General features: G+C 58.2%; 26 protein-coding genes. 14 read left to right on the top strand and 12 right to left on the bottom strand.

All coding sequences use genetic code 11. The features are described from left to right. Nucleotides 1–38: 38 nt before the first annotated feature. Nucleotides 39–2,024 (bottom strand): 3-hydroxyacyl-CoA dehydrogenase/enoyl-CoA hydratase family protein, encoded by a 1,986-nt coding sequence (locus DVH23_RS01025; protein ID WP_114575577.1) that lies wholly within the window; start codon nt 2,022–2,024, stop codon nt 39–41. 95 nt (nt 2,025–2,119) lie between these two features. Then, complete coding sequence (locus DVH23_RS01020; RefSeq protein WP_114575576.1) at nt 2,120–2,581, bottom strand: hypothetical protein; 462 nt, start codon at nt 2,579–2,581, stop codon at nt 2,120–2,122. Nucleotides 2,582–2,686: 105 nt separating this feature from the next. Between DVH23_RS01020 and DVH23_RS01015 the strand changes: the two genes are divergently transcribed. Continuing rightward, nucleotides 2,687–3,097, top strand: coding sequence for a sugar MFS transporter (locus DVH23_RS01015; protein ID WP_114575575.1), 411 nt, complete (start codon nt 2,687–2,689; stop codon nt 3,095–3,097). 294 nt (nt 3,098–3,391) lie between these two features. Here DVH23_RS01015 and DVH23_RS01010 read toward each other — a convergent pair whose 3' ends face one another. Continuing rightward, nucleotides 3,392–3,823 carry a hypothetical protein gene (locus DVH23_RS01010; RefSeq protein ID WP_114575574.1) on the bottom strand — a complete coding sequence of 144 codons (432 nt, stop codon included), beginning with the start codon at nt 3,821–3,823 and terminating at the stop codon, nt 3,392–3,394. 641 nt (nt 3,824–4,464) lie between these two features. Here DVH23_RS01010 and DVH23_RS01000 point away from each other — a divergent pair. After that, on the top strand, nt 4,465–6,267 hold the full coding sequence (locus DVH23_RS01000; RefSeq protein ID WP_157972299.1) for a hypothetical protein: 1,803 nt from the start codon (nt 4,465–4,467) through the stop codon (nt 6,265–6,267). 286 nt (nt 6,268–6,553) lie between these two features. Then, the gene (locus DVH23_RS23415) at nt 6,554–7,765 is read left to right on the top strand and encodes a hypothetical protein (protein ID WP_157972298.1); all 1,212 of its coding nucleotides are present in this window, start codon (nt 6,554–6,556) and stop codon (nt 7,763–7,765) included. A gap of 391 nt (nt 7,766–8,156) precedes the next feature. Here DVH23_RS23415 and DVH23_RS23410 read toward each other — a convergent pair whose 3' ends face one another. From DVH23_RS23410 to DVH23_RS00990, 3 genes are all read right to left on the bottom strand, one after another. After that, nucleotides 8,157–8,585, bottom strand: coding sequence for a hypothetical protein (locus DVH23_RS23410; RefSeq protein ID WP_157972297.1), 429 nt, complete (start codon nt 8,583–8,585; stop codon nt 8,157–8,159). Between the two features lie 209 nt (nt 8,586–8,794). Then, nucleotides 8,795–8,995 carry a hypothetical protein gene (locus DVH23_RS00995; RefSeq protein WP_114575571.1) on the bottom strand — a complete coding sequence of 67 codons (201 nt, stop codon included), beginning with the start codon at nt 8,993–8,995 and terminating at the stop codon, nt 8,795–8,797. A gap of 143 nt (nt 8,996–9,138) precedes the next feature. Then, nucleotides 9,139–9,600 (bottom strand): hypothetical protein, encoded by a 462-nt coding sequence (locus DVH23_RS00990; RefSeq protein ID WP_114575570.1) that lies wholly within the window; start codon nt 9,598–9,600, stop codon nt 9,139–9,141. 179 nt (nt 9,601–9,779) lie between these two features. On the opposite strand from DVH23_RS00990, the gene DVH23_RS23405 reads away from it, so the two are divergent. The 4 genes from DVH23_RS23405 to DVH23_RS23395 all read left to right on the top strand — a co-directional run bounded on the left by DVH23_RS23405 (nt 9,780) and on the right by DVH23_RS23395 (nt 12,411). Beyond that, nucleotides 9,780–10,097, top strand: coding sequence for a hypothetical protein (locus DVH23_RS23405; protein WP_157972296.1), 318 nt, complete (start codon nt 9,780–9,782; stop codon nt 10,095–10,097). A gap of 33 nt (nt 10,098–10,130) precedes the next feature. After that, nucleotides 10,131–10,709 (top strand): hypothetical protein, encoded by a 579-nt coding sequence (locus DVH23_RS00985; protein ID WP_114575569.1) that lies wholly within the window; start codon nt 10,131–10,133, stop codon nt 10,707–10,709. A 613-nt stretch (nt 10,710–11,322) separates the two neighbouring features. Next, nucleotides 11,323–11,481 (top strand): hypothetical protein, encoded by a 159-nt coding sequence (locus DVH23_RS23400; RefSeq protein WP_157972295.1) that lies wholly within the window; start codon nt 11,323–11,325, stop codon nt 11,479–11,481. Between the two features lie 336 nt (nt 11,482–11,817). Beyond that, on the top strand, nt 11,818–12,411 hold the full coding sequence (locus DVH23_RS23395; protein ID WP_157972294.1) for a hypothetical protein: 594 nt from the start codon (nt 11,818–11,820) through the stop codon (nt 12,409–12,411). 19 nt (nt 12,412–12,430) lie between these two features. Here DVH23_RS23395 and DVH23_RS00975 read toward each other — a convergent pair whose 3' ends face one another. The 3 genes from DVH23_RS00975 to DVH23_RS00965 all read right to left on the bottom strand — a co-directional run bounded on the left by DVH23_RS00975 (nt 12,431) and on the right by DVH23_RS00965 (nt 15,249). Further along, entirely contained in the window at nt 12,431–13,162 is a 732-nt protein-coding gene (locus DVH23_RS00975) for a serine protease (RefSeq protein WP_114575567.1), read from the bottom strand. 444 nt (nt 13,163–13,606) lie between these two features. Next, nucleotides 13,607–14,695, bottom strand: coding sequence for a site-specific integrase (locus DVH23_RS00970; RefSeq protein ID WP_114575566.1), 1,089 nt, complete (start codon nt 14,693–14,695; stop codon nt 13,607–13,609). Continuing rightward, nucleotides 14,692–15,249, bottom strand: coding sequence for a hypothetical protein (locus DVH23_RS00965; RefSeq protein WP_114575565.1), 558 nt, complete (start codon nt 15,247–15,249; stop codon nt 14,692–14,694). Before DVH23_RS00965 ends, DVH23_RS00970 begins: the two co-directional genes overlap by 4 nt. Before the next feature lie 64 nt (nt 15,250–15,313). On the opposite strand from DVH23_RS00965, the gene DVH23_RS00960 reads away from it, so the two are divergent. The 4 genes from DVH23_RS00960 to DVH23_RS00945 all read left to right on the top strand — a co-directional run bounded on the left by DVH23_RS00960 (nt 15,314) and on the right by DVH23_RS00945 (nt 18,617). Next, the gene (locus DVH23_RS00960) at nt 15,314–16,045 is read left to right on the top strand and encodes a sugar MFS transporter (RefSeq protein WP_114575564.1); all 732 of its coding nucleotides are present in this window, start codon (nt 15,314–15,316) and stop codon (nt 16,043–16,045) included. 128 nt (nt 16,046–16,173) lie between these two features. Beyond that, a complete protein-coding gene (locus tag DVH23_RS00955; RefSeq protein ID WP_114575563.1) occupies nt 16,174–16,794 on the top strand; it encodes a DUF998 domain-containing protein in 621 nt (206 codons plus the stop codon). A 97-nt stretch (nt 16,795–16,891) separates the two neighbouring features. Further along, nucleotides 16,892–17,170 (top strand): UPF0058 family protein, encoded by a 279-nt coding sequence (locus DVH23_RS00950; protein ID WP_114575562.1) that lies wholly within the window; start codon nt 16,892–16,894, stop codon nt 17,168–17,170. 13 nt (nt 17,171–17,183) lie between these two features. Next, nucleotides 17,184–18,617 (top strand): hypothetical protein, encoded by a 1,434-nt coding sequence (locus DVH23_RS00945; RefSeq protein ID WP_114575561.1) that lies wholly within the window; start codon nt 17,184–17,186, stop codon nt 18,615–18,617. On the opposite strand, the gene DVH23_RS00940 is transcribed toward DVH23_RS00945, so the two are convergent. Then, nucleotides 18,614–18,919 (bottom strand): hypothetical protein, encoded by a 306-nt coding sequence (locus DVH23_RS00940; protein ID WP_114575560.1) that lies wholly within the window; start codon nt 18,917–18,919, stop codon nt 18,614–18,616. The two genes, DVH23_RS00945 and DVH23_RS00940, sit on opposite strands and share 4 nt — an antisense overlap. 168 nt (nt 18,920–19,087) lie before the next feature. On the opposite strand from DVH23_RS00940, the gene DVH23_RS00935 reads away from it, so the two are divergent. The 3 genes from DVH23_RS00935 to DVH23_RS00925 are packed head-to-tail and all read left to right on the top strand — an operon-like array spanning nt 19,088 to nt 21,349. After that, nucleotides 19,088–20,470 (top strand): adenylosuccinate synthase, encoded by a 1,383-nt coding sequence (locus tag DVH23_RS00935; RefSeq protein ID WP_114575559.1) that lies wholly within the window; start codon nt 19,088–19,090, stop codon nt 20,468–20,470. Nucleotides 20,471–20,515: 45 nt separating this feature from the next. Then, the gene (locus DVH23_RS00930; RefSeq protein WP_114575558.1) at nt 20,516–20,710 is read left to right on the top strand and encodes a methytransferase partner Trm112; all 195 of its coding nucleotides are present in this window, start codon (nt 20,516–20,518) and stop codon (nt 20,708–20,710) included. Between the two features lie 3 nt (nt 20,711–20,713). Beyond that, a complete protein-coding gene (locus DVH23_RS00925) occupies nt 20,714–21,349 on the top strand; it encodes a hypothetical protein (RefSeq protein WP_114575557.1) in 636 nt (211 codons plus the stop codon). A gap of 10 nt (nt 21,350–21,359) precedes the next feature. Here DVH23_RS00925 and DVH23_RS00920 read toward each other — a convergent pair whose 3' ends face one another. Next, nucleotides 21,360–22,493: a DR2241 family protein gene (locus tag DVH23_RS00920; RefSeq protein WP_114575556.1), complete on the bottom strand. Its 1,134-nt coding sequence runs from the start codon at nt 22,491–22,493 to the stop codon at nt 21,360–21,362. 3 nt (nt 22,494–22,496) lie between these two features. Beyond that, nucleotides 22,497–23,393, bottom strand: coding sequence for a CbiX/SirB N-terminal domain-containing protein (locus tag DVH23_RS00915; RefSeq protein ID WP_114575555.1), 897 nt, complete (start codon nt 23,391–23,393; stop codon nt 22,497–22,499). Between the last annotated feature and the right edge of the window lie 11 nt (nt 23,394–23,404).

Below are 23,404 nucleotides of genomic sequence, written 5' to 3'. Positions count from 1 at the left end.
CCGAATGGTGACAACGGCTGATAAATCCCGCGACTCGGTTATTTGCCCTCGAACTCCGGCTCGCCGTCGCCCATGAACGCGGTGATCCCCTCCATCAGGTCGTCGGTCCCCATCAGGTGGCCAAAGGCCGTCGCCTCCAGTTCGAGGCCCGCCTCCATGTCGTCCCGGCCGGCACGCATCGCCCGCTTCGTAAAGCGGTGGGCGATTGGCGGGCCCGCGGCGATCTCCTCTGCGAGGTCGAGCGTGCGTTCCTCCAGGGAGTCGTTGTCGGTGACCTCGTTGACGAAGCCGTAGTCGGCCATCGTCTCGGGGTCGTAGCGTTCGGCGGTCAGAACGATCTCCTTGGCGCGGCCCTCGCCGACGATCCGCGGGAGCCGCTGGGTCCCCCCCCAGCCGGGGATCAGTCCCAAATTGAGCTCGGGCTGGCCGAGTTCGGAGCGCTCGCTCGCGACGCGCATGTCCGCACACGCGGCGAGCTCCATCCCGCCGCCCAGACAGTAGCCGTCGATGCCGGCGACGACCGGGAGGTCACATTCCTCCAGCGAGCCGAACGTCTCCTGGCCCTGCCGGGAGAGCTCGATCCCCTCGATCGGGTCGCCGCCGCCGGCGGCCATGCTCTGGACGTCGGCGCCCGCCGAGAACGCCCGGTCGCCAGCGCCGGTGAGCGCGATCGCGCGAACGTCGTCGTCCCCGTCGAGCGCCTCGACCGCGCCGGCGAGTTCCTCGAGCAGGTCCGAGCTGATCGTGTTCATCCGGTGGGGACGGTCGATCAGGACGTGAGCGACCCGCTCGCAGGGGTACTCGACACGGATCGCCTCGTAGTCGGGCTCGTCGCTACCGTCGTCGTTCCCGTCGTCGGCGCCGTAGAAGCCGCCGTCGTCGGCGAACCCACCGAGGGCCTCGGAGGGGGCGTGTCGGGCTGCCCCGGTCTCCTCGTGGGCGTCCTCGAGCGCGGAGAGCAGATCGGCGAGGCCGCGCTTATCGGCTATCTTCGCGGGGCCGTCGGGAAAGCCCGCGCCGAGTTGCATCGCCTCGTCGATGGCATCGGGACCGGCCACGTCGCCGTCGATCAACTGGGCGACCTCGTCGGCCATCACGGCGAGTAGGCGGTCGGCGATCCACTCCTCGCCCTCGTCGGTCGGGATCTCGACGCCCTCGCCGTCCTCGTAGTCGTAGACGCCCTTTCCGGTCTTCTTCCCAAGGTCGCCCGCCTCGACTTTCTCGACGGTCAGCGGACACGGCTCGTAGGCGTCGCCCAGGGTCTCGTGCATGTACTCCTGGACGTGGAGGCCGACGTCGAGGCCGACCTGGTCGGTGAGTTCGAACAGCCCCATCGGCAGCCCCATGTCGAACTTCGCCGTCGAGTCGATCTCGGCGACGGTGGCCTCCTCGCCGTGGACCATCCAGGCGGCCTCGTTCATCAGCGGGACGAGCACGCGGTTGACGATGAATCCCGGACTGTCCTTGTGGACCCTGACCGGGGACTTGCCGACGTCCTCGGCGAGGGCCTCGATCAGGTCCAGCGTCCCTTCGTCGGTGTGGGCACCCGAGATGACCTCGACTAAGGGCATCCGGATCGGCGGGTTGAAGAAGTGCATGCCACAGAACCGTTCGGGCCGGTCGGTGACCTCCGAGAGCTCCGTGATCGACAGCGAGGAGGTGTTCGTCGCGAAGACCGCGCGCTCGGGCGCGTACTCCTCGACCTCGCCGTAGACGTCCTTCTTGATCTCCATCTTCTCGGGGACGGCCTCGATGATGACGTCGCTCTCCCCGACGGCCGCTTCCATCTCGACGACCGGCTCCACTCGCTCGAGGGCGGCGTCGGCCTCCTCCTCGGTGAGTTTGTCCTGCTCGACCAACTTCCCGAGCGACCACTCGATGTCGTCGTACCCCGCAGAGACGAGGTCCTCGTTGATATCTCGCATCGCCACGTCGTAGCCCGCGATCGCGACGACCTCCGCGATCCCGTGGCCCATGTTCCCGGCGCCGAGAACTGCGACGCTGTTGACGTCCTCGAGTTCCATACCGTCCGTCCAACCGGAGGCCGTTTCAACGTTTCCCTCCACAGAAGAGTAAACGCTAGTCAAGTTTACTAGCTCGGTCGATCCTCCGGGAAGCGTCAGCCATCGGAGTCTGTGTCGGTGTCCGTGCCATCGGAGTCCGAGTCCGTGTCGCCGTCGTCTCCGTCGGAATCGGAGTCGCCATCGCCTCCATCGGAATCCGAGTCCGCGTCCGTGCCGTCGGAATCGGCGTCCGAATCCGAATCGGCGTCGCCCACCGCACCTCTCCGTCCGCCACTCGATGCCGGTTCCCTCCCGACATCGCCTCGGGGGGCGGGCGAGTCCCGATCCGGCACTCGCCGATGTCGGCTCGCTTGAGCCTCGGGGTCGTCGGCGCGGACGTAGAGGATCACGGGCGGGGCGACGTAGGCCGCGACCGCGAGGATCGCAAAGAGGGGATCGACGAAGACGAGGATCCCGAAGATCGCCAGGAGAGCGGCGCTGGCGGCGTGGACCGGCCGATTGGTGTATCCGAGATAGAACCGCCACAGTCCGTCGAGCCACCGCCTCGCATCGCCCATTTCCTCGGGAGAGGGGCCGGAGCGCCAACGTCCTTTCGCTTGCCACGGCGGCGGCCGGTCGCCGCTTTCAGGCGGCTTTTGTACCCTCTCCCGAGACTGATGATTGTGAGAAACCGCCGAGCGTGGACGGTCTGTATCTTCTGTTCGGTCGGGGTACTCGGGGCCTTCCTCCAGCTCCGGGGCGCCCTGCTCCTCAGCTTCGGCGAGAGCTTCGCGGTCTCGGAGGGCGAACTCGGACTGATCGCCTCGGCGGCCTCGGCGGGCACCCTCGTCTCGGTGGCCGCGGTCGGGACGGCCGTCAGCCGGATCGACGTCGGCCGGATGCTGGTCGTCGCGGGCGTCGCCTTCGTCGCACTGCTAGTCGCGCTCGCGTTCGCGCCGACGTACGCCGTCCTGCTGGCGGGCTTTGGCGCCGCCGGGCTGGCCCAGGGAAGCCTCCACGCCCTCGACCGGCCCCTGTTGAGCCACCTCTACCCCGACCGTCGGGGCCGGATCTACAACCTCCAGGACGGGTAGTGATTAGAGGATTCCGCCTTTACATAAATATTCACGTCTCAATTCGTGAAACAGGTCTATCCGATCCCCGATTGACCCGAATCGCATGAAGGAGAGATTGATAGCGAAGAAACATATTATTTTTGGAATAGAGTTACGTTCTCCTTATACGCCTCTATCAGTCAATCCCACTACGAGCCAACCCGTCACGAGAGAAACCGAGCCGCTGAGAGAGGCGTGAGAGCGATTTTGACCTCGGGTGAGAACAACGGTCGTCGCCGATACGATTTGCCCCACAACGCCTCAGAATCGGCTCTAATCGATATCGGGGTAAAACACCGTATCGTCGTCCTCCGAGTCGTCGGGCTCGGCATGAGCGTCAACCTCAGCGTTCTCAGTACGCTTCTCAAGCCGTAGAAGCTCAAAGTACTCCTCAACTCGACCCCCTGTAATCGCCATCCCATAGATGACCCACCGGTCGCGTTCAGAAAGACCCCCGAAGACGTCTTCAGCAATATCGTCCTCATTGAGCCAGCGTCTCACCGTCCTCACGTTCACTCCGAAGACGTTGCCGATCGCCTCCTGAGTCCACTCATCGACCCTTTGACTATCTCGACCGACTCCGTGATACGCCCTGAAAGCCCATAGCTTCCGCTCAGCGAGCGAACCGTTGGTGGGGGGTGGGGGAAGCACGATGGGCTCCCCCTCCGTCTGAGAGTCCGTGTATGAGGTTGTGTTCTGGCTCATGGGGGGTCGCTCGCTTAGAACCGGACACATGAGGAAGTATGTGTTTATACGGCTTAAGTAGGCTTGAGGGGTTGAGGGTAATTATCCATAGTGGTTGAAATGTTTTGAAAATTGATCCTGTGATGGCGGCATTTGATTGTGGTCTCCCCAGTCCTCATACGTTTCCTTTGACCACGTCTTCTCACACTCCCTGCAATGATATAGGTGCCTTGGGTTATGGAATAGTAGATCAGACCCACAATCGTTGCAAGTTTCGTCTGAGACCTCAACTTTGGTCATGAATCATATGGTGTGGTGTCACTTATTAACCCTTTCACCATATAGCTACAGACTCCACCATCGAATTATCCTACAATGTGACATATATACCTTGAGCGAATAGGGGAGGGTATGACGACCCGACCGGCTGGATACAAGTCGATCCCGGCTCATGAAACGTCGATCAGTAAGGCCCGTGAGACAAAAGAGGGACTGGGCCTCAATTGGAACGAATTTCTCGAAAACGCCGCTGAGGCGCTTGAGAATCAAAGCTGAGGCTCATCAATGGACGGAAAGCAAGCCCCGGAGTCCCCCCTGAGGACTGACCCAGGACCGACTGTGGATGAGTTGAGGTCCGATGACGCTGAGGAGGTCGTCGGACAGTGAGTAGTAACGTATCCCATCCGGTTAACAATTACGCCTGTTCAGACGCCGAGAGTCGTCATCTCACGTCTCAACAGGACGTATACGACCGGACTGAGGAGACTCTTGAGAGCGCTCTAAGAGACGAAAAGAACATACTACTCACGGCTCCCCCCGGAGCGGGAAAGACGACCGGTCTGTTCAAGATCGCCTCACGACTCGATACGCCGATCACCTACCTCACGGGTCTGGAAGAGCGATACGAGGATGGGGAAAGGTTAGCTGATGAGTTTGGAGTTGACGCGACGGTTATCCCGAGCCCTCATCGAGCTTGTCCGGCCTTTGACAAGGGCTCGGAACATTACGATCCTGAGGCCGTTAGACTGTATGGCTTGGGAGCGAACGCCGGACAGATGCACACTGAGCTATCCTTACACGGCGGCTCAGACTGTCGCTACTCCGATTTTTGGGATGGGTTCGACCCGAACGATCACCCCGTCCTCATCGGTCACTACAAACACGCTCACGTCCCCTCACTGACTAATAATCGACTCGTCGTCATTGACGAGTTTCCGGGGGAACAGCTTGAGAGGACCATCGACAACCCCGGAGGGGCCATCAATCCGTTCTTGGATCAAACCGACGAGATACCTTTCAACTCCGTTACTGATATAATCGAATATCGAGACGACTCCGAGCAAGCCCTCAAAGTCGGTGAGTGGATAGCTGAGAACGAGTCAGAAATCAGTAGCCACGAGATCATCAATTCCGACGAAAACAGACGATATAACTCCCTTGCACCCCTCTTAGCCCTCAGTCTGTGTTACACTAAGAACGTTGATGATGAGATCGAATATTTCAGGTTCAACGAAGCGGATGAGGGATCAGCTTGTTACATTGATAACAGGGATCGCCGAGTCGTATTTAACAGAAAGGCCGGGACGCTACACGTTCTCACCGTCCCCGACCTAAGTGAGGCCCGGTCGGTCGTCGGGCTCGACGGAACGGGGACCAAAGAACTGTGGGACCTCTCGACCGGACTCGGCTTAGAAGAACGGTCTATATTTGCTGATGAGAACGAGGAGAGGGGCTATTACCACGATATTCACGGAGCGACGGTCTACCAATTGACCGATCATTTGAAACCACTACATAATGGTAATATTTCAGAAGAACGGGTTAAGGGTATCCTCTATGGGATCGAAGCCAAACATGGGGAAAAGCCCGCTCTCATCACCCCCGATAAAGCTCTCTCAAGCTGTAAAGATTCGGGGCTACTCGACCATGTGAGCGAGTCGATCAACTACGCCAAGGTCCCGAGCAATAATGACCTAAAGCATGAACGTATCGAACTTGCTCTTGGTTGCCCTCATCCGAATAACGACGTTCTCAAGATGTGGGGCGCTTTCTCCGGTCAAGAGATCGGGCAAGAGGGTGAGGGAGCCGATAAGACGTTTGGTGAGTACGGGGACAAAATCTATCATCACTTTGTCCATAATCAGGTCCTCCAGGCGATTCTCCGAGCCGGTCGGGCTCCCGATATTGAGCCCACCGTATACGTCGAAACATCGGCGATCCCCGACGTACTTGAGATCCAACCGGCTTCGGTCGAGAAGTTCGATACTGAGAAGAAACGCAAAATCGCCGATCACTTGCAACGGGTCGGTGACGACGGAACAACGAAAAAGGCGATCATGGCCGAATCAGGAGTCTCACAACGGACCGTCGAGGAGCGTCTCAACGATTTCAAAGATCATGGGATCGTAGATGAGGAAAGAGAGGATTCTCACCCGTATCGGAAGGTCTACAGGTGGCCATCATGACAACCTGTGTCACCCCATGCAGAAACCCCATTAGAGTCTATGTGGGAATCCTGCATGGGTTGTCAAAGGTTCACATGATCCGGTCAAATCGGGTGAGTCGAGTCGATGAGTAAAGCGACCGACGACGTTGAGCGAATCCGCGATTCGAGACAGTACTGAAACCGAGACTGAGAAGGCTGAGTACTGAAACCGAGACTGAGAAGGCTGAAAACAGTGAGCGTGAGTTTGAGATCGACTGAAGTGGTTGAACCTGTAGTATTATATTAATGGATGATTTTCCCAAAGTATGTCAAAGTGCTATTTACTTGGAGCGGGGGCATCCTATGGTTCTAGAGACTCTATTCCTGAGGGCCAACGACCTCCAATGGGAGAATATCTCTTTGTTGATGGATGGGATTCTGGTCTCCTTAGAAAAGAGCATTTTAATCCGCTATTTCGTGAAGTGAAAAGATATGCAGGTATAGATGGACAGGTCATAGATGAAGGAGAATTGGAATTTAACTCAGAAATTTTCCTGAAAGAGTTAGATGAAGAGTTTTCGCTGTTACAAATTGCCAGTCAGTATCAGTCTTTAGATGATCTGGACGAGTCGGAGGAGGTGAAACAACTTCAAGAACATCTTCGAAATAGACCAGAAATTGAAGATGATGGCATATATGAAAGATTAGAAAATGATAGTTTTCCAGAAGAGGTTAAAAGTGACTATATATCTAATCTGATTCAATTGAAAGAGATGGCATTAAGTTTATCTTATTATTACTTCTATGAAATATTCCGCCAATATTCAAAAGAATACTATCCTAAGCGAGACAACTATACTAATCTGGCAAACCACGTCCACACTACAAATTCAACCGTTTTATCTCTAAATTACGATATCATGTTTGAAAAAGCTATAAAGAGTGAGAATTTAGATTACGTATATAAAGGACACCCTTATTCTTTTTATGTGGGCCCAAGACACCGATCTGAAAGTATATCCTTAATTAAATTGCATGGATCGATTAATTGGATGAATCCATTTAGTATGATCGAATTTGGAAATGGGCAGCCGTTTCATCAAAGGGTCAAATTCATTCACTCAAATAGCGTCCAAACTAAATGCGAATACATCGACAATCATGAAGTTGAATCTATGGATTATGAACAACTAGTTCATAGGAGCGGTGGGATATATGAACCAGCACTTATACCACCATTTGAGGGAAGAAAGGACTATGAGAAAGTTCAAGCGTATGATAAAATATGGTCTTCAGCTGGACACTTTCTAGAAAATACAGACGAATTAGTGGTGATTGGTAGTCGCATTAGCCCTCAGGATTCAAAGCTAATCGAATTAATTGACACAAATATGGAAAAAGATAGTACAATTACACTTGTCTGCGGTAGTAGTTCCAATGAGATCCAAACTCGGTTATCTGATCGCTTTGACCACCTAAATATCGAAACTGACTGTTTGAGATTTGGCGAGTATATGGATTCACTTACTGGGACTTGAGATAGGGACGGGGGTATCTGAGGAGGGTATGCCCACTTAGTCGATATTATCCAAGGGGCTCGGTGGTTGAGTTTCGAGAGTTACTTTCACTAACCTTAGAACGCTCTGAGACCCCCGTGAGTTAGATTTAGCGAGGCAGGGCAGGGAAACTCAACCGGATTGTCCCTGAGTCTATCTAAGGCTCTGTGAGGGCACTGTAGGCGCATATTTTGGTGGGGTGGTCGGAGAGGTAAGTTGACCTGATTGAGACCCGGCAGTGAGCAGTGATTTTACTGAGTTCATGAACCATGTTCGGAACGCTGAGGACGACGACCACGCTCACCTGACCCTTGACGATGAGCTTGAGATCGCTGTTAATTGGGTGAGTACTTCTCGTAGTTGATACAGTCTCTTAGGGGTGATAAGGTCGATCGTATCCCTCTAAATCATCCATCCGTTGCAGAACTAAATTCGCAATAGATGTAAGAAATAATAACGACGTGATAGCTAAGTTCTCATCAAAAAATGCCTCAGGGTGTCCATGCATGATGCGGTGACGGTGATACCAAAAATCGGCCCATTTTCTCCTGAATTCAGTTCCGGAATTTACGACTGAAAACACATTATACTCCTCATATGAGTTCTCAACCACCTTTTTCTTCTTTTTTCCGAGATATACATCTGACCCGCCTTCGTTTGTGAAGCTTGGGTCAACACAGTCATCATGCTCACAAAGCCAAGAGATTAGCCCATCTTGCGTTGATATAAGAAGGTAGAAAGCTTCGAATGGACGTCTGTTCAATTCAGACGCTTGAACAAGAGCGTCCTCGGCTAACTCCATTCGTGCGCTCAATTCCTTAAGATCCGCATCACCATACTGTTGTAATTGCGTTCTTGATTCGAGACTGTGCTTCATTCCGGTCTTAATTGCAAATTGATCTATCTCGTGTTGTTCGGGTTCATAATCCCAAGGTGGAGATATTGATATTTGATTAGCTACAGAACTTTGTACTTTTCCAAAGTATCTCTGACCCTGCTTTCTGATTTCTTCTAATCGCTCGTCCCGGGCCTCTTTTTTTTTATCTCGCGGTCCAGATCTATTTCGAGAGGATCCACATTTGGTAAAACCTTCTCGATAGGGTCCAAATCTGGTAAGTCGATTTCAATAGGGTCAATGTCTGTCAAATTCATCTCATTGGGCCCCATATTGCTTGTATTGTTGTTTTCCCCGTCTGAGTCATGATCAGTCATTAACAGTAAACAGAAATATCCGGCGATAAATGTTATGGCCACATCTTCAGCCCATAATATCGGGGTTAGGTTGGGCTAACAGTAAATAGGCTACAACCAGTCTTGCTCCTCAGCGCAATACACACCTACTCCATTACCGAAGCTCACGCTTGAGTCGCTTCTAAGCCGCCATACTCGTTCTCTAACTGCTCAACTACCCATCCGCTCGGCTCAGTTCCTTCCTCAATACGGTAATATGCGACTCCCTCAGTGCCTTGCTCCATTGAATAGCTCTCCTCAGAGTCAGTGATTAGGGTCTCGTCGGGGGAAGTAATCTCGACGGCCCGGGTGAAGTGACTTGTATCGCCAGCTTCGACCTGAGTGAGCCCCATGATATCCTCAACGTCAATAGACCCGCTGAGAAATTCAAACTCGATGGCTACCCACTCGAAACCCTCGGGGTTAGGGTGCTCAATCACCTCTTCGGGTGTTTCATCAGGACTCATTGGGTCCGAGACGCTGTATTCAATCTCAATCCCACTGTCACCCTCATCAGTCGCTAAGCACCCTGAAAGAGCGAGTAAGCCGATTCCCCCAAGCATCGTTCGCCGTCCCATCAGGTCCATAGGGTTACGTTCAGGTAGGATTTCTTAAGAGTGGTGGCTAAGTCCAAGTTATTCCCGTCTCAACCGGCATACAAACAGAACTGAAACTACCACGCATACCGCTCCAATCCAAATACCAACTAATAGCAGGGCGACCCAAAGCCCGTATACGTATATACTGATAGTCATAAAGTAAAACAATGGAATTTAAAGAATTATCCAGATCCGAGGGCGTTGAGATTGAAGTGAAAGGCAAGGGAGAAAGAAAAATAGCCACATTTCTCAAGGAATACGACTCGCAGCTTACCATAGTATTAGCATTTTTAGCACTTATTATTGGGATCGCTACTCTGTATTTCCCTGAGCTACGGTGGGTCAGATTAACCCTATCTTTTCTAACACTTATTGCTGCAATAGTGACATTTGTGCGGGTGGCTGAGGGTAGTGGATCTGTCAGAGTAGAGTCGTCAGCTAAAGGTAGAGTTGTAGATTCAACCCCAGTAGAGGGTGAGAAGTAGACGAAATCAATTGCTTAAAGGTAGGTTTGTAATATGATTAGGATCATCGGTTTGGTTCTTACCGGCATCGCGGCTGGTACATACCGCTTCTTGGGGACTCACAAAGGGGAAAGGCGGCTAAACAGAGTTCTTGATTGGGCTACGGAGAAATATCACAAACAAGACTCATATACAAAACGAGAATCTGTTATAGAGGCGTTGGAGGTTTTGGAGGACTCAAGAAAGGATGGAGTATTGGTCAAAAATGATAATGGATTTGATGAGTCTTTGGGAATCCTGAAAGACATTAACCCCAGTATTTTCCAAGACATTGACCAAGAGAGAGAAGTAGTGAAATTAGAAAGGTTGGACCGAACGAACTATGATATTGACAAGTTAGAGGAGCGGGGGATCTCACAAAATATTCTTCATTTCATTGACGCTGTAATGGACGACGGTAGTAGAAAGCTCGTTTGCAATACTAACAAAGTCACTAACGAAAAAGGTAATCGGATAAACAATCTGCGAAATGAGGAAATACGATTCAAAAACCGCCTTGAGGATCGTATCAAGTTGGCTTTACTCGGAATCGGCGCTATCGGATTCGGGCTATCTTTCTTTAGTTTTCTATGATGACCCGGTGGGGGGTCTGAGACTGAGATATGACATATTTGAGTCCCGATTGACTGGGTAGGGGTCTGAAAACGGTGTTAACGCTCAGTGTCGAACATATCCAAGGGGTTGGGCGACTGAGTTTCGGGAGTCGCTTTCACACCCAATACAGGCCATGAGACATCCATGAGGCGGATTCAGCGAGACAAGTAGGAACTTACAACCGGATCGGCCCCGACTCTATCTAAGGCTCTAAGAGGCGCTGAGGCTAATAACGTCGAAAGTCCTGAGGTTTTTATCGGATCACGAGGCCAAGCTCGCCGATGGCTCCTGACCACACCCTCGATCGCCAAGATGAGCTGTTGATCGCCGTCGCGTTGGGCGAGTTCGCCCGCGAGTGGGAGAGTGCCGAACCATTGAACGCTGAACGGGCATGGTTCATTTGCCGAGTCATTTGTGAGCGTCACAGGCTCACACCGAGTGAGGCGCTGGTTGAGTTAGAGCATTAGAAGGACATCAGAATGCCCCTCACGCCGTTTGAGGCTGTCTGAGGTCGAGACGACCCATACACTCGAAGTAGGACAAAATCTCCTTTGTCGGGGCTACAAGGGCGAGGGAGAGCAAACAGGGTCACATGAGCGATCGGGGCTTGGAGCAGGAGTACGTATCCGACGATGGGGACGTCCTCACCATGAAGCAGATCGGGAGAGTGATGAGGCATGAGCCGAGTAAGGTCGAAAAGACTGAGGAAGGGTATATTGTCGCTGGAACGGAGTATAGGCCGAAATCATAAGGTGGGGGGCAGAAATAAGGTAGGCGCGGACTTTCGATAGTATCCAAGGGGTTCTTGACGTCGCTCCCGGGAGTTGCTTTCACTCGCTCATACAACGCTCTAAGACGTCCGTGAGTCGGATTTGGAGAGGTGCGCCGAACCGATCGACCCCAAGTCTATCTAAGGCTCTAAGAAGCAACTGATGCAATATCCCGCCTCAATAGCAAGGGTCACTGGATGGGGGAGGGGCCCTCAGCCGCCTCACAAAGCCGATCAGTGCGATACGGAGTAAGGGGAGAGGAAGCTTAAGAGACGTTGAGTGTAGGTTTTATAACGATATCTTGAGCGGGTTATTGTATGTCAATTCCCCCAGAGATTATAACTTGGTTGAACATCATGCTGACTGCCGCTATTCCAGCAATTCCAGTGGGTAAACGGATACATTTCGTGAAAAAGGCTAATAGAGCAATTGACAAATTAACCACTGATGAGCAGTTAGAGATGGGGAGATGGCTTCTGAAGGAGAAATCTGAATTTGATATGGCTGAAAATCCCAGTGAAGAAAAATTTAGCGAGGACGTGAAATACAACACTCTTCATCGTGGAGAGCCGGGATTTGAACAATTAGACAAATCACTACGAAAACATGGTCAAGTTGAAAACGGAGTTAGAAAATATGGATTAGCAGCAGGTCAGGTTAGACAGATAGCAGAACCATTAGCCATTGATATATACGAAGGCAATATGAGTTCGAATAATTATATGATGTATGCAGAATATGATGACGGGTCGTTTGGACGGGTGGTATTTCACCCCAATGACCCTGAGACAACAAGGATACTCAAAGATGTAAAGAACTGGGTTCGGGAAACGGCAGTAATTGAAAGTGAAGCTATTACCGTATTTTTAGTATTCACTTGGGCAATCTACAACATCATATTAATCGGATGATAAGATAGACTGGATTATGTTAGAGGGAATCGTAGGCATCATTAGCATACATTATTTGATAACCGATGCCAATTCCAGTATTCGCGTTTGCTTGCATAATATCCTCAAACCGTCCTAATGACTCGGCAATTAGTTCCAATACCCCGTTCAAGCTGATATCCCCCATTACCATATCAAATCCCACACCTTTCTGGTAGCGTTGTCGGAGAGCATTAATTTCCCGACTAATCTCGTCCATATCGATTGGGGTTAAATACCGTCGCTCAGTTACGATACCTACGATTTTTCCATCATCTGCATCAACAATGGGTCCCCCTGAGTTACCGCCATTAACTGATCCATCAATGTAAAAGCCATAATCTTCTTTGGGCCCTGAAACCCGTGCCTCTTGAACAAGAAGATCATTAATCCCATGTGGAAACCCAGCGAAGCAAATTTGTTGGCCTCGATCAACACCTCCTAACTTAGGATTTAGTACGTTGCGTGGATTCGAAAACCCTTCCTTTAGATTTAGGAGGGCATAGTCGTATTTATGCGAAGGGGAATGGGTGAGTAATTCAAGTCGAGATTCTTCGTCTTCCTCTGTTACAGCCCAAATGTCATCGTGGTCTACTATGGCAGACTCAATCACATGAGCGTTTGTAACGATGGTATTCTCGTCCTGAAAATGGAAGCCTGAGCCGTCCCCCGGCCCCTCAATCTCATCACAGTGAATCTGGACAGTAGAAGAGGCGATATGATCGTATACCATATCTACGAGTTTTTGTTTATAGTATATAATTTTTAGTAGACGGGTGGGGATTCAATTCAGGATATTTGCTCCGCCCCAATAATATCCAAGAGGTTCAGTCGGTCAATTTCGGGAGTTGCTTTGTGACCCCTGACCCTCATAGCCGCTGATCCCGTGTCTGAGGGGGTTGAGTGTCTCGACACATAGCCTGAGCCTCGGAGAGATACGAACACTCTCAGAACCTATCCTCGTGCCTCTCACGACAAACTGACGATGTGGGCGTAGTGAGATTCAGTAATCGATGAGAGACAGGGATTATTACAGCCCTCATTTCTCCGTTCCAATCCCCATTAATCCTGACCCCCCTCGGAGTGGGGGCTGAGAGGGCTGATAGCTCAATCAGTCAGTTAACGTAACCGGGCGATGAGAGCTTAATTACAGGTGATAAAGAGCGTTCCAATGTGATTAATCGTCAAGAGCCGACTGGATACGGAGCCGCCGTGTTTCGAGGTCGGGATTGACGTATCGTTTTGTCGTCCCGATATCCGAGTGCCCCATCGTTTGCCTTAGTGTCTCAAGATCGACTCCCCGATCTATCATGCGCTCAGCGAAGCTATGCCTGAGTGAGTACGGTTTCAAGTCGTACTGGGGGCTCCCCTTGGCGTCTCTATAGACCTCCTCCTCATGGAGTCCGGCGGCCTCGGCGGCTTTTCGGAAGACCTGATTGATGGTCCATGTCGTGATCGTCTCTGATTCTCGGCTAATGAAGAGGTATGGAGAGTCTTCAGCAGGATTGAATCGACTCCGTTCTCCCCAGTCCAGCCACTCGGCTAACATCGTTTCTGCCGTTTCTGAGTAAAATACGACCCTGTTGGTTCCCGTCTTAGTCGAGTAAACGTTGATTTGACGCTTCTCACGGTCTATGTCGTCCTCATACTCTATCTGAGTGGCCTCAATCGGACGGAGCCCACAATCCCACATCAACTGAAAGAGAAGCTGATTCCGAGCGGTCGGGGCCGGCAAGTGATTCATCAACTCCTCAAATTGGTCCGTGCTCATAGCCACATACCCCTGATCGTCCTTGAGACGCTTGCTCATTTCAGGGGATGGGTCGAGTTGCAGGTCGGCCTCACGGACGGGGTTCTCCATGTCCTCGCCTTTCTTCTGGAGAAACTGAATAAAGACTGATAGCTCATTTACATAGTCCTGAGCCGTAACGTCGCAAATGCCTCTCCCCTCTCCCGACTGAAGCCAAATAACATAATCTTCAACGTCGAGAGGGGTCATATCCCGAACGTCCTCGGGACCCTCTGCCTCTAACCACTCCGTTAACGCTCTTAGTCCGGTCTGACGACTGTTGAACGTGGCCTTACCGACGCTCGGGTCCCGACGCTCTCTCTTGAGAAAGCGGGCCATGTCGTCGTCCTCAACCGATCCTCCGGTGTTACTATCCGAGTGAGAGGAGTGAACCCCACATTTCCCATCCGAGTATCGGGCCTTGTTGGAACAGGTGCGCTCCCCGTCGTTGAGAGTGGCCTCACAGATTTCAGTCATCGGCGGATGTAATACTCGCCATCCTCAGTCATCCAAACGCTCTTACTCGCCTCCTCAAGCTTCTCAACGGCCTCCTCAACCAAATGAATAGGCTCGTCAAGAGCGTCAGCAAGAGCCTCAGGGGTCCCCTCCCATCCATCGGGCATACCTTTCGTCGTCCCGGTCCCGCCGGCCTTGTTGATCGTATACACCTCGTCCTCCCACCCCTCAGACCCGGGCTTCTCGTCAGGAAGTATCTCATAGATCTCACCCTTGAGTCGGTTAATCTCAGGGTTCGTCGTCGTCCGTTCCTCGATATTCTTCAGACGCCCCTCAAAGCTCTTCATTCGGTCTGAGAGAAGGTCCATTTTATCGAGGATCTGAGCCACCTTTTGATCCGAAGCCCCCGATTCAACGGGCGTCTCGTTCTCCTCACGGGCTATCTCCCGCTCGACAGCAGTCCGAACCAAGTCGGCCATCGACTGAAGCTCGGGGTTGTTTTGGTGGTATTCCTCCCAACGCTCTTTCTTGCCCTCCGAGATAGCGAGGTTGACTCGCTTGGTTTTGTCCGACATTACGCCTCCACCTTCAGGGACTACTTGTTTAACTCTTACTCAACTCAACCCCTACCCCCAGGACATGGCGTGGGCCGTCGGGGCGACGCTCGGCCCGCTGCTGGCAACCGCCGCGCTCGTCGTCTGGGGCTGGCGCCTCGCCTTCCTCGTTCTCGCCTGTGCGTTCGTCCCCGTCGTCGTCGCCTTCGGCCGACTCGAGGCCCCCGGCTTCGAGGCCGAGGAGGCGCTTGCTCCCCGGGAACTCGCTTCCCTCCTCCGCAGGCCGACGGTGGGGACGATGGCGCTGTTGCTGGTTCTGTTGAGCCTGGTCGAGGGCGGGATCTTCACCTGGCTCCCCTACTACGTCGGGGAGTCGCTTCCCCGGAGCGTCGCGAACCTCTCGCTGTCACTGTACCTCGCGGCGTACGTCCCGGGCCGGTACGCGTTCAGCCGGGCCACGGAGCGGGTCGACGAGCTCGCGCTGGTGTTCGCGAGCGCGGCGCTCGCGACGGCGGCGCTCGTGGGATTCCTCTCGACGTCAGGGTACGCGATGTTGGGCGCGGTCGCCGTCGTCGGCTTCCTCGTCGCGGGGATGTTCCCGACCCTGCTGGCGTGGGCGACCGACCACGTCCCCGAGTACAGCGGCCCGGTCAACGCCGTCGCCTTCGTCGCCAGCGGCGCCGGCTTCGCGATCTTTCCGGCGGCGATGGGCGGGGTCGCCGGCCGGTACACGATCGGGGCGGCGATGGCGCTGCTCGCCGCCGCCATGGCAGTCTTCGCGCTCGTCGCCGCGGCCGTCGTCCTCCGGGATCGATGACGTCCGCTCGTGACCGTCGGGCGACGGGAGTGACGCCGGGATTCGAGACCGCCGCGAGGGCGGCGAATCGGGAGCGATCGGATCGCCGAGGCCGGGAACTGATAACCCCGCGGCGAGGAGGGGACCCGATGGGATCGTTCTCGTCCCGGCGCGTCGCTGCCGGCTGTGGAATCGCCGCGCCCGTCCTCGTGCTGTCGGCGATCCTGCTCTCGACTGCCCTCGCCGACCCCTTTACCTGGTCGGGCCACGCCCTCTCGGATCTCGGTCGACCGGGAACCGCCACCTTCCCCCTGTTCAACGGCGGGCTCGTTCTCGGCGGGGTCGTCGGCGCGCCGTTCGTCGGGCGCCTGTGGGCCGAGGCCCGGACTCCCCTCGAGCGTGCCGGCGTCGTCTGCTACGGCCTCGCGATCGCCGGGATGGCCCTCGTCGGGGTGTTCTTCCTCGAGCACACCGACTGGTACCTCGGGCGGTCGCTGCACGGCCCGGTCGCGCTCGCCTTCTTCGCCGGCGCCCCGGTCGCGAACCTGTTGCTCGGCGCGGGAGCCGTCCGTGCCGGCGAGCGCCGGTGGGGCGCAGTGACTGTCGGGGTCGGGCTGGCACACCTCCTGCTGTGGGGCGGCTGGCTCCTCGCGATCGACGTCGGGCTCCTCGAATCGGGGGCGTGGTTCGGCCTCGTCGAGTTCCTTGTTGCCGTGCTCTTCGGCGGATGGACGGCCGTCGCCGCCGTCCGGTTGCTCGACCGGAGCTAACCGAACTCCGTCGAAACCGGCGGTGTCCGTGCCAGGAACGGGTTTTGGCACTCTCCTGCACACAATCCTTAAACCGAAACCGTCCGTACCCGGACGTATGCACAAGGACGAGTTGCTCGACCTCCACGCCGAACTGGTGGTCATCATGGAGTACTTCAGCGACCGCGAGGAGGTCGACGAGGACCTCTTCGAGCCCTACCGCCGGCTCGATGTCGACCCCTCCCACGTCCACAAATCGAAAAGCGAGCACAAACACGCCGTCTTCGTCCTCGGCAACGCCCTCGCGGGCGCGATGAGCGAGGACGAGTTCTCCTCGGCCGGCCGGCTGGGCAAGCGCATGCAGGAACTCGCCGACGACGCCGAGTCGAAGATCTAGGAACCGAAACCGCATGGACCCCCGCCTCCGCGAGCGTATCGACGGCTGGGAGACCCGGTCGCTCACCGGCGCGGTAGGGGACCTCGCGGAAGGGGTATCGGGCGTCGTCCTCGCCGAGGAGGGCCATCTGTTCGTCCACGAGGGCCGGATCGTCGGGAGCGAGGGCGACCCCGAGCGGGTCGTCCGAACGGGCCGGCTCCACGTCGCTCCCGCCCCCGCGCTCGTGCTCGGATACGCGATGACCGAGCGAGAGAGCGAAACCCGACGGAGCTACGACGCCGCGGAGACGCCGCCCGAGGCGCTCCACGACGTGCTCGCGGCCGACGAGCGCACCTGCTACGTCGATCCCGCGGGCGGCCCCGAACCCCGCGACGAGTGGGCGATCGTCTACGAGGACGGGAGCCGGGAGGCAGCCGTCGCCGTCGGGGGCGGCGAGCCCCTCACGGGGGCCGGGGCCGTCGAACACGTCTCGAGGGCCCTCGAGGGCTACGAGGTCGTCGAAGTCTCGCTCGCGCCGGTCGATCCCGCCGACCTCGGGCCGACGGTCGACGGCGACCCGCCCGGAGGCGACCACGACGGCGACGGGGATCGACTCGACCGGCTCGAGGCCCGCCTCGATGCCATCGAGCGCGAGGGCGAGGCGGGGCTGGTCGCGGAAAACCGGGTGCTCAGAGAGACCGTCGACCGCCTCGAGGCCCGGATCGAGGAACTCGAGGCTGGCGGGGGAGGCGAGCGGGCGGCCGGCGACGACGTCGCGCCGGAGGAGGCGATCGCGGGGACGAACCTGTTCGTGCGCTACGCCTCGAAGGGCGAGTCGACGCTGGCCGACCTCGATTCGGCCGACCCCGAGGCCGTCCGCTCGAACCTCCGCCTGGACCACCACACCGAGTTCGAGGAAGGTGCGAGCGTCGAGGGCCGGCCGTTCGAGGACTTTCTCGAGTCGACCATCGAGTACCGGTTCGTCGACTGGCTCGTCGGGACCCTCCCCTTCGAGATCAGAGACACCGGAAGCGAGGAGGCCCTGGCCGACCTCTCCGAGGCGATCCCGCGGATCGACCGCGCGACGTTCGACGCCACGCTCGACCTCGACGGCGGCGAGTCGGTCGCCTTCGACGTCGTCGCCTTCGACAGACACGGGACCCCCCTGGTGACCGCACGGTGTCACGAGTCGCGCGAGCCCGCGAGCCGGGAGGTCGTCGCCGGCGTGGAGGAAGCGACCTCGCGAGCGACCTCGACGTATCCCGGGATCGCGGCGGCGATGGTCGTCGCCGCGAGCTACTTCGACCCCGACGCACTAGAGGTAGTCGACGGCGTCACCGGCGGCGGGGGGTTCCTGCGACGGAGCCCGAAGCGAAGCTACGTCACGCTCTCGAGAAATCGCGGCTATCACCTCTGTCTGGTCGAGGCCAGACGCGAGGAACTGTATCTCTCGACGCCCGACCTCTAACCCTCGATCTCGGCGACGTCCTCGATCTTCATCCCGTCTAGCTTCTCGCCGATCTCGTCGAGTTTGCCGTCGAGTTCGTCGACGAACTCCTCGGTGCGCTCGGTCTTGATCGCGCCCTGGCTCGAGGGCTCGATCAGGTTCTCCTCCTCTAGGACCCGAAGCGAGTACCGGACTTTGTGGTGGGGATAGCCGGTCTCGTTGGACATCTTCACGATGCCGATGGGCTCGTTCTCGATGACCATCTTCAGGACCTGAAGGTGTCGTTCCAGCATGTCTACTTCCTTCTCGAGTCGATCTATCATGGCATTTGTTAACTTGTCTTTGGACCCTTTAAAAGTTTCTCTCCGGGATCCGGGACGAGGGGTGAGATCCGAGTTTTCTCGTGGGAGGGGTTAACGCTTCTGGTCGCGGCACCCGGGACCGGGGAGACCGTAATCGGTTTATCGACCGGGGAGAAACCCGGCGCTGTTATGACCGTCACGATCGTCGGGTCCCAACTCGGCGACGAAGGCAAGGGCGGAATCGTCGACGTCCTCGGCGACTCCGCCGACGTCGTCGTCCGGTATCAGGGCGGGGACAACGCCGGCCACACCGTCGTCCACGACGGCGAGGAGTACAAGCTCTCGCTGGTTCCCAGCGGGGCCATCCGGGGCAAGGTGAACGTCCTCGGTAACGGCTGCGTCGTCAACCCCCGAACCCTCTTTTCGGAGATCGACGCCCTCCGCGAGCGGGGCGTCGACCCCGACGTCCGGGTCGCCCGCCGCGCACACGTCATCTTTCCCTACCACCGCCTGCTCGACGGCATCGAGGAGGACCGAAAGAGCGAGGACGACAACGAGGTCGGCACCACCGGCCGCGGGATCGGCCCCACCTACGAGGACAAAGCCGCCCGGCGGGGGCTCAGGATCGCCGATCTGACCGACCCCGACACACTCCGCGAGCGCCTCGCGTACGTCCTCCCCCAGAAGCGCGCGTTAGTCGAGGACGTCTTCGGCCTCGACATCGGGAGTCTCGACGACCCCGACGCGCTCTCGGTCGATGCCCTCCACGAGGAGTATGCCGAGTACGGACGGCGCCTCGCCGAGGAGGGGATGCTCGTCGATAGCGGCGACTTCCTCGCCGACCGCATGGCCGAGGGCGAGGACCTCATGTTCGAGGGCGCACAGGGAACGCTCATCGACATCGACCACGGCAACTACCCCTTCGTCACCTCCTCGAACCCGACCGCCGGCGGCGCCGCCACCGGGTCGGGACTCGGCCCCGGCGTCGTCGGGGACGGCGAGATCGTCGGCGTCGTCAAGGGCTACCTCACGCGCGTCGGCAGCGGCCCGATGCCGACGGAACTCGGCGGCGTCCCCGGCGACACGCCGGGGTACGACGGCGATCCCTCGAATCCCGAGACCGAGAGCGAGGAACTCGCCCACCAGATCAGGGAGGAAGGCGGCGAGTACGGCACCGTCACCGGCCGTCCCCGTCGCGTCGGCTGGCTCGACATGCCGATGTTGCGCCACGCGGCCCGCGCGAGCGGCTTTACCGGTCTCGCGGTCAACCACGTCGACACCCTCGCCGGTCTCGACGAACTGAACGTCGGCCACGCCTACGAGGTCGACGGCGAGGAGCGCCTGACGATGCCCGCGACGACCGAGGAGTGGGGCCAGTGTGAGGCCCAGTACCGGACGTTCGAGGGCTGGCCCGACGTCGACTGGGCGGACGTCGCGACCGAGGGGTACGACGCCCTCCCCGAGAACGCCCGGACGTACCTCGAGTACGTCGCCGACGAACTCGACGCGCCAGTGTATGCCGTCGGCGTCGGCCCCGCCCGCGAGGAGACGGTCGTCGTCGAACGGCCATAGGGCTCTTCCCGAAACCTTTTGCTGAATGCGGATAGCGAAGGTAGTATGAAGGAGTCGCTCCTGGAGATCCTCTGTTGTCCGCTGGACAAACACGACCTCGAGCTCGAGGACGCCGAGTACGAGGAGAACGAGGTCGTCTCCGGTACCCTCGTCTGTACGGAGTGTGGCGAACGCTACCCCATAGAGGACGGCATCCCGAACCTGCTCCCGCCGGACATGCGCGAGGGGACGCCGGCCTAACGGGTGAGTACCGTGCCCCCCGAAGAGGTCACCGTCACGGTCAGCCGCAAAGGCCCACAGCCACTGGACGCCCGCCCCTCGAAGCTCGAGGTGCTCGCGGGCGACCGGTTCGGGATCGCCATCGAGAACGAGGGATCGTCGGCCCACGTCCACTGCCGGATCACCGGCGAACTCGGCGACTACCTCTCGATCGACCAGTCGAACCACTACGTCGAAGCACACTCCGACGCCTACATTTCGCTTCGGGCGCCCGACGTCGACCGGGAGCTGGAGGGAACGCTCGCGATCTCGACGGGGTACGGCGCCACCACCGTCTACGTCGGGCTCGCGGTGACGGCGGCGCCCGAGGAGATCGAGGTCGACGAGACCCTGGGGATCCCCGCGAGCGGCTCCTCGGGGTCGGGCGGCGGCGGACGGTTCGTCCAGCCGACGACCGGCGGGTCGGCAGGCCGAACCCGGAACCGGGCGGCCACGGGGGAGATCGACCGGACGACCCTCGCGGTGACCCTCGTCGGCGTCGTCGCGATCGGGGTCGCCGTCGTGTCCGCGAGCGTCGTCGGCGGCTCGTGGGGATTCCTCGCGGTCCTCGCGGTCGCCGCGGCGGTCGCCGTCGCGGGCTGGCTCGCGTACACCGCCTGATCGCTCCCGGTCACTCGACGAGGTCGCCGAATCCCTCTCCACCCTCGTCGCCGTCGTCTTCTCCGCCGAACCGTTTCGCCCGAAGGTATCGCGCGCGGTAGCGGTTCGCCCCCTCCCCGACGTCCGCCTCGCGGATCTCCTCTGTCCGGCCCTCCGCGACGGCGTCGACGATCTCCTCGATCTGGTTGCGTTCGCCCCTCGTCAACTCGACCTCCCAGGTGTGGCTCTCCTCGGATTCGTCGATCGCCCAGCTCCGCGCGGCGGCGATCACGAGCGAGCAGGGCTCTCGACAGGGGAACGGTCCCTCGCCGCCGGGGGCGTCGACCGGGTCCTCGGAATCGTACTCCCACTCCCGGCGGCGGAGACACTGGGAGTCGACACAGCAGGCTTCGGCCATCCAGTCGACGGCCTCCCGTGGGAGTTCGTCGATCACGTCGTAGATCCCGGTCTGGCGCTCCGCGGTGTCGATCCAGTGATCGACGTCCAGCTCGCCTTCGCGCTCGCGGTGCCAGTTTTCGACCGTGGCGGGGTAGAAAAAGCCGACGGCGGAGACGAGTTCGGTCGCCGACAGCGACGGGAAGACCCAACCGGGGACGAGCGTCGGCGCCGTCTTCAGCGGCCGGTAGCGGCCGTCCTCGTCGAAGGTGGTCAGCTCGCGAGCCTCGCGGGGCTCGTCGTACGTGTCGAGGTCCTCGACGGCCGCGCCGGCGTCCTCGACGTGGCGGAGGTCGTACCTTCGGTCTCCGTTCTCAGCAAGGGTCGTCGTGAGCAGGAGCTGACCCCACTCGCGGTCGATACCCTCCGCGAGCGCGTCGTAGCGGTCGGGGACCGCCAGCGGCTCGGGATCGGACTCGCCGGGGGTCGCCTCGCCGGGAACGGGCGCGCGTTCACACCACCGGAGGAACGCCCGGCGGGCGGTGCCCGCGCCGCCAACGCGATCCCAGTAGCGCCAGTTCGTCGCGTACTCGCCGAACGCCGAGAGCGTCCGCCGGAGTTCCTCCGTCGAGAGTCCGGTCCGTTCGAGTTCGGGGAGCTCGAGTCGGTACCCCTCCGGGTCGCCCTCGACCGAGAGCCCGTCGCAGTCGACGGTCTCGCCGCCATCGACGCGCTCGACGAGGGCCTCGACCGCTCGCTCGGCGTTCACGGCTCAGTCACCCGCCTCCGCCCGCGAACCCCGGTCGTCGGCGTCCGCCATCTCGGCGGTCGCCCGTTTCACGCGGTCGATGGCGTTCTCGATGTCCGCACCCGCGTCGGCCGCCCGCTCGAGGATCACCTCGGCCATCAGCGCCTCGGTGCCGACGGCGCCGGCGTACCAGATCCGGTGCTCCTCTACTTCCGCGGGCACCTCCCACCCCTCGCGGTAGTCCTCGGTCAGCCCCATGTCCTCGGGGATGTCCTCCTGGGTGTGGTAGCCGTCGGCGACGAAGAGGGGGACGACGACCACGTCGTCGCTCTCGAAATAGTCGGTGACGTCGTCGACTTCGGGTTCCTCGTCCATGAACAGCGCCTCGACCTCGTCGAACCGTCCCCGATCGCGGATGCGATCTGCGTGGTACTCGACGGCCTTCGCGCTGTTCTCGTTTCGTTCGGTGCCGTGGCCGACGACCGCGAGGCCGACCCCCTCCCCGACGTCGGGGTCGTCGGTCACCGACTCCGCGCGCCGGACGATCACGTCGGTCATCGCGTCGTGGGTCCCGACGGGGCCACAGTAGTGGATCGTCTTCCCCTCCGCCTCGAGGGTCGCCCAGTCGGCGTCCGTCCCCTCGGAGTCCCAGCGGTCGGGGTCCCACTCGGAGAGGCGAAGCTCCCGGGGGATCACCTGCTCGGTGAAGTACCCCTCGCTGATAAAGAGGGGGACGACGTACACCTCGTCGCTCTCGAGGGTTCGGATCACCTCCCGGAAGTGGGGCTCTTCCTTCCAGAACGCCTCCCGGACCTCGTCGAAGGCACCGGCGTCACGGACGGTGTCGGCGTGGGCGTAGGTCGGCCGAGCGGCGCCGGGATTCAAGTGCGAGCCGTGGGCCGCGATGACGAGCGCCTGCATAGTGAGGGGTT

Origin of the sequence: Saliphagus sp. LR7 (assembly GCF_003344565.1) — an archaeon.
GTDB lineage: Archaea > Halobacteriota > Halobacteria > Halobacteriales > Natrialbaceae > Saliphagus > Saliphagus infecundisoli.
This window is presented reverse-complemented; position numbering and strand designations above follow the sequence as displayed.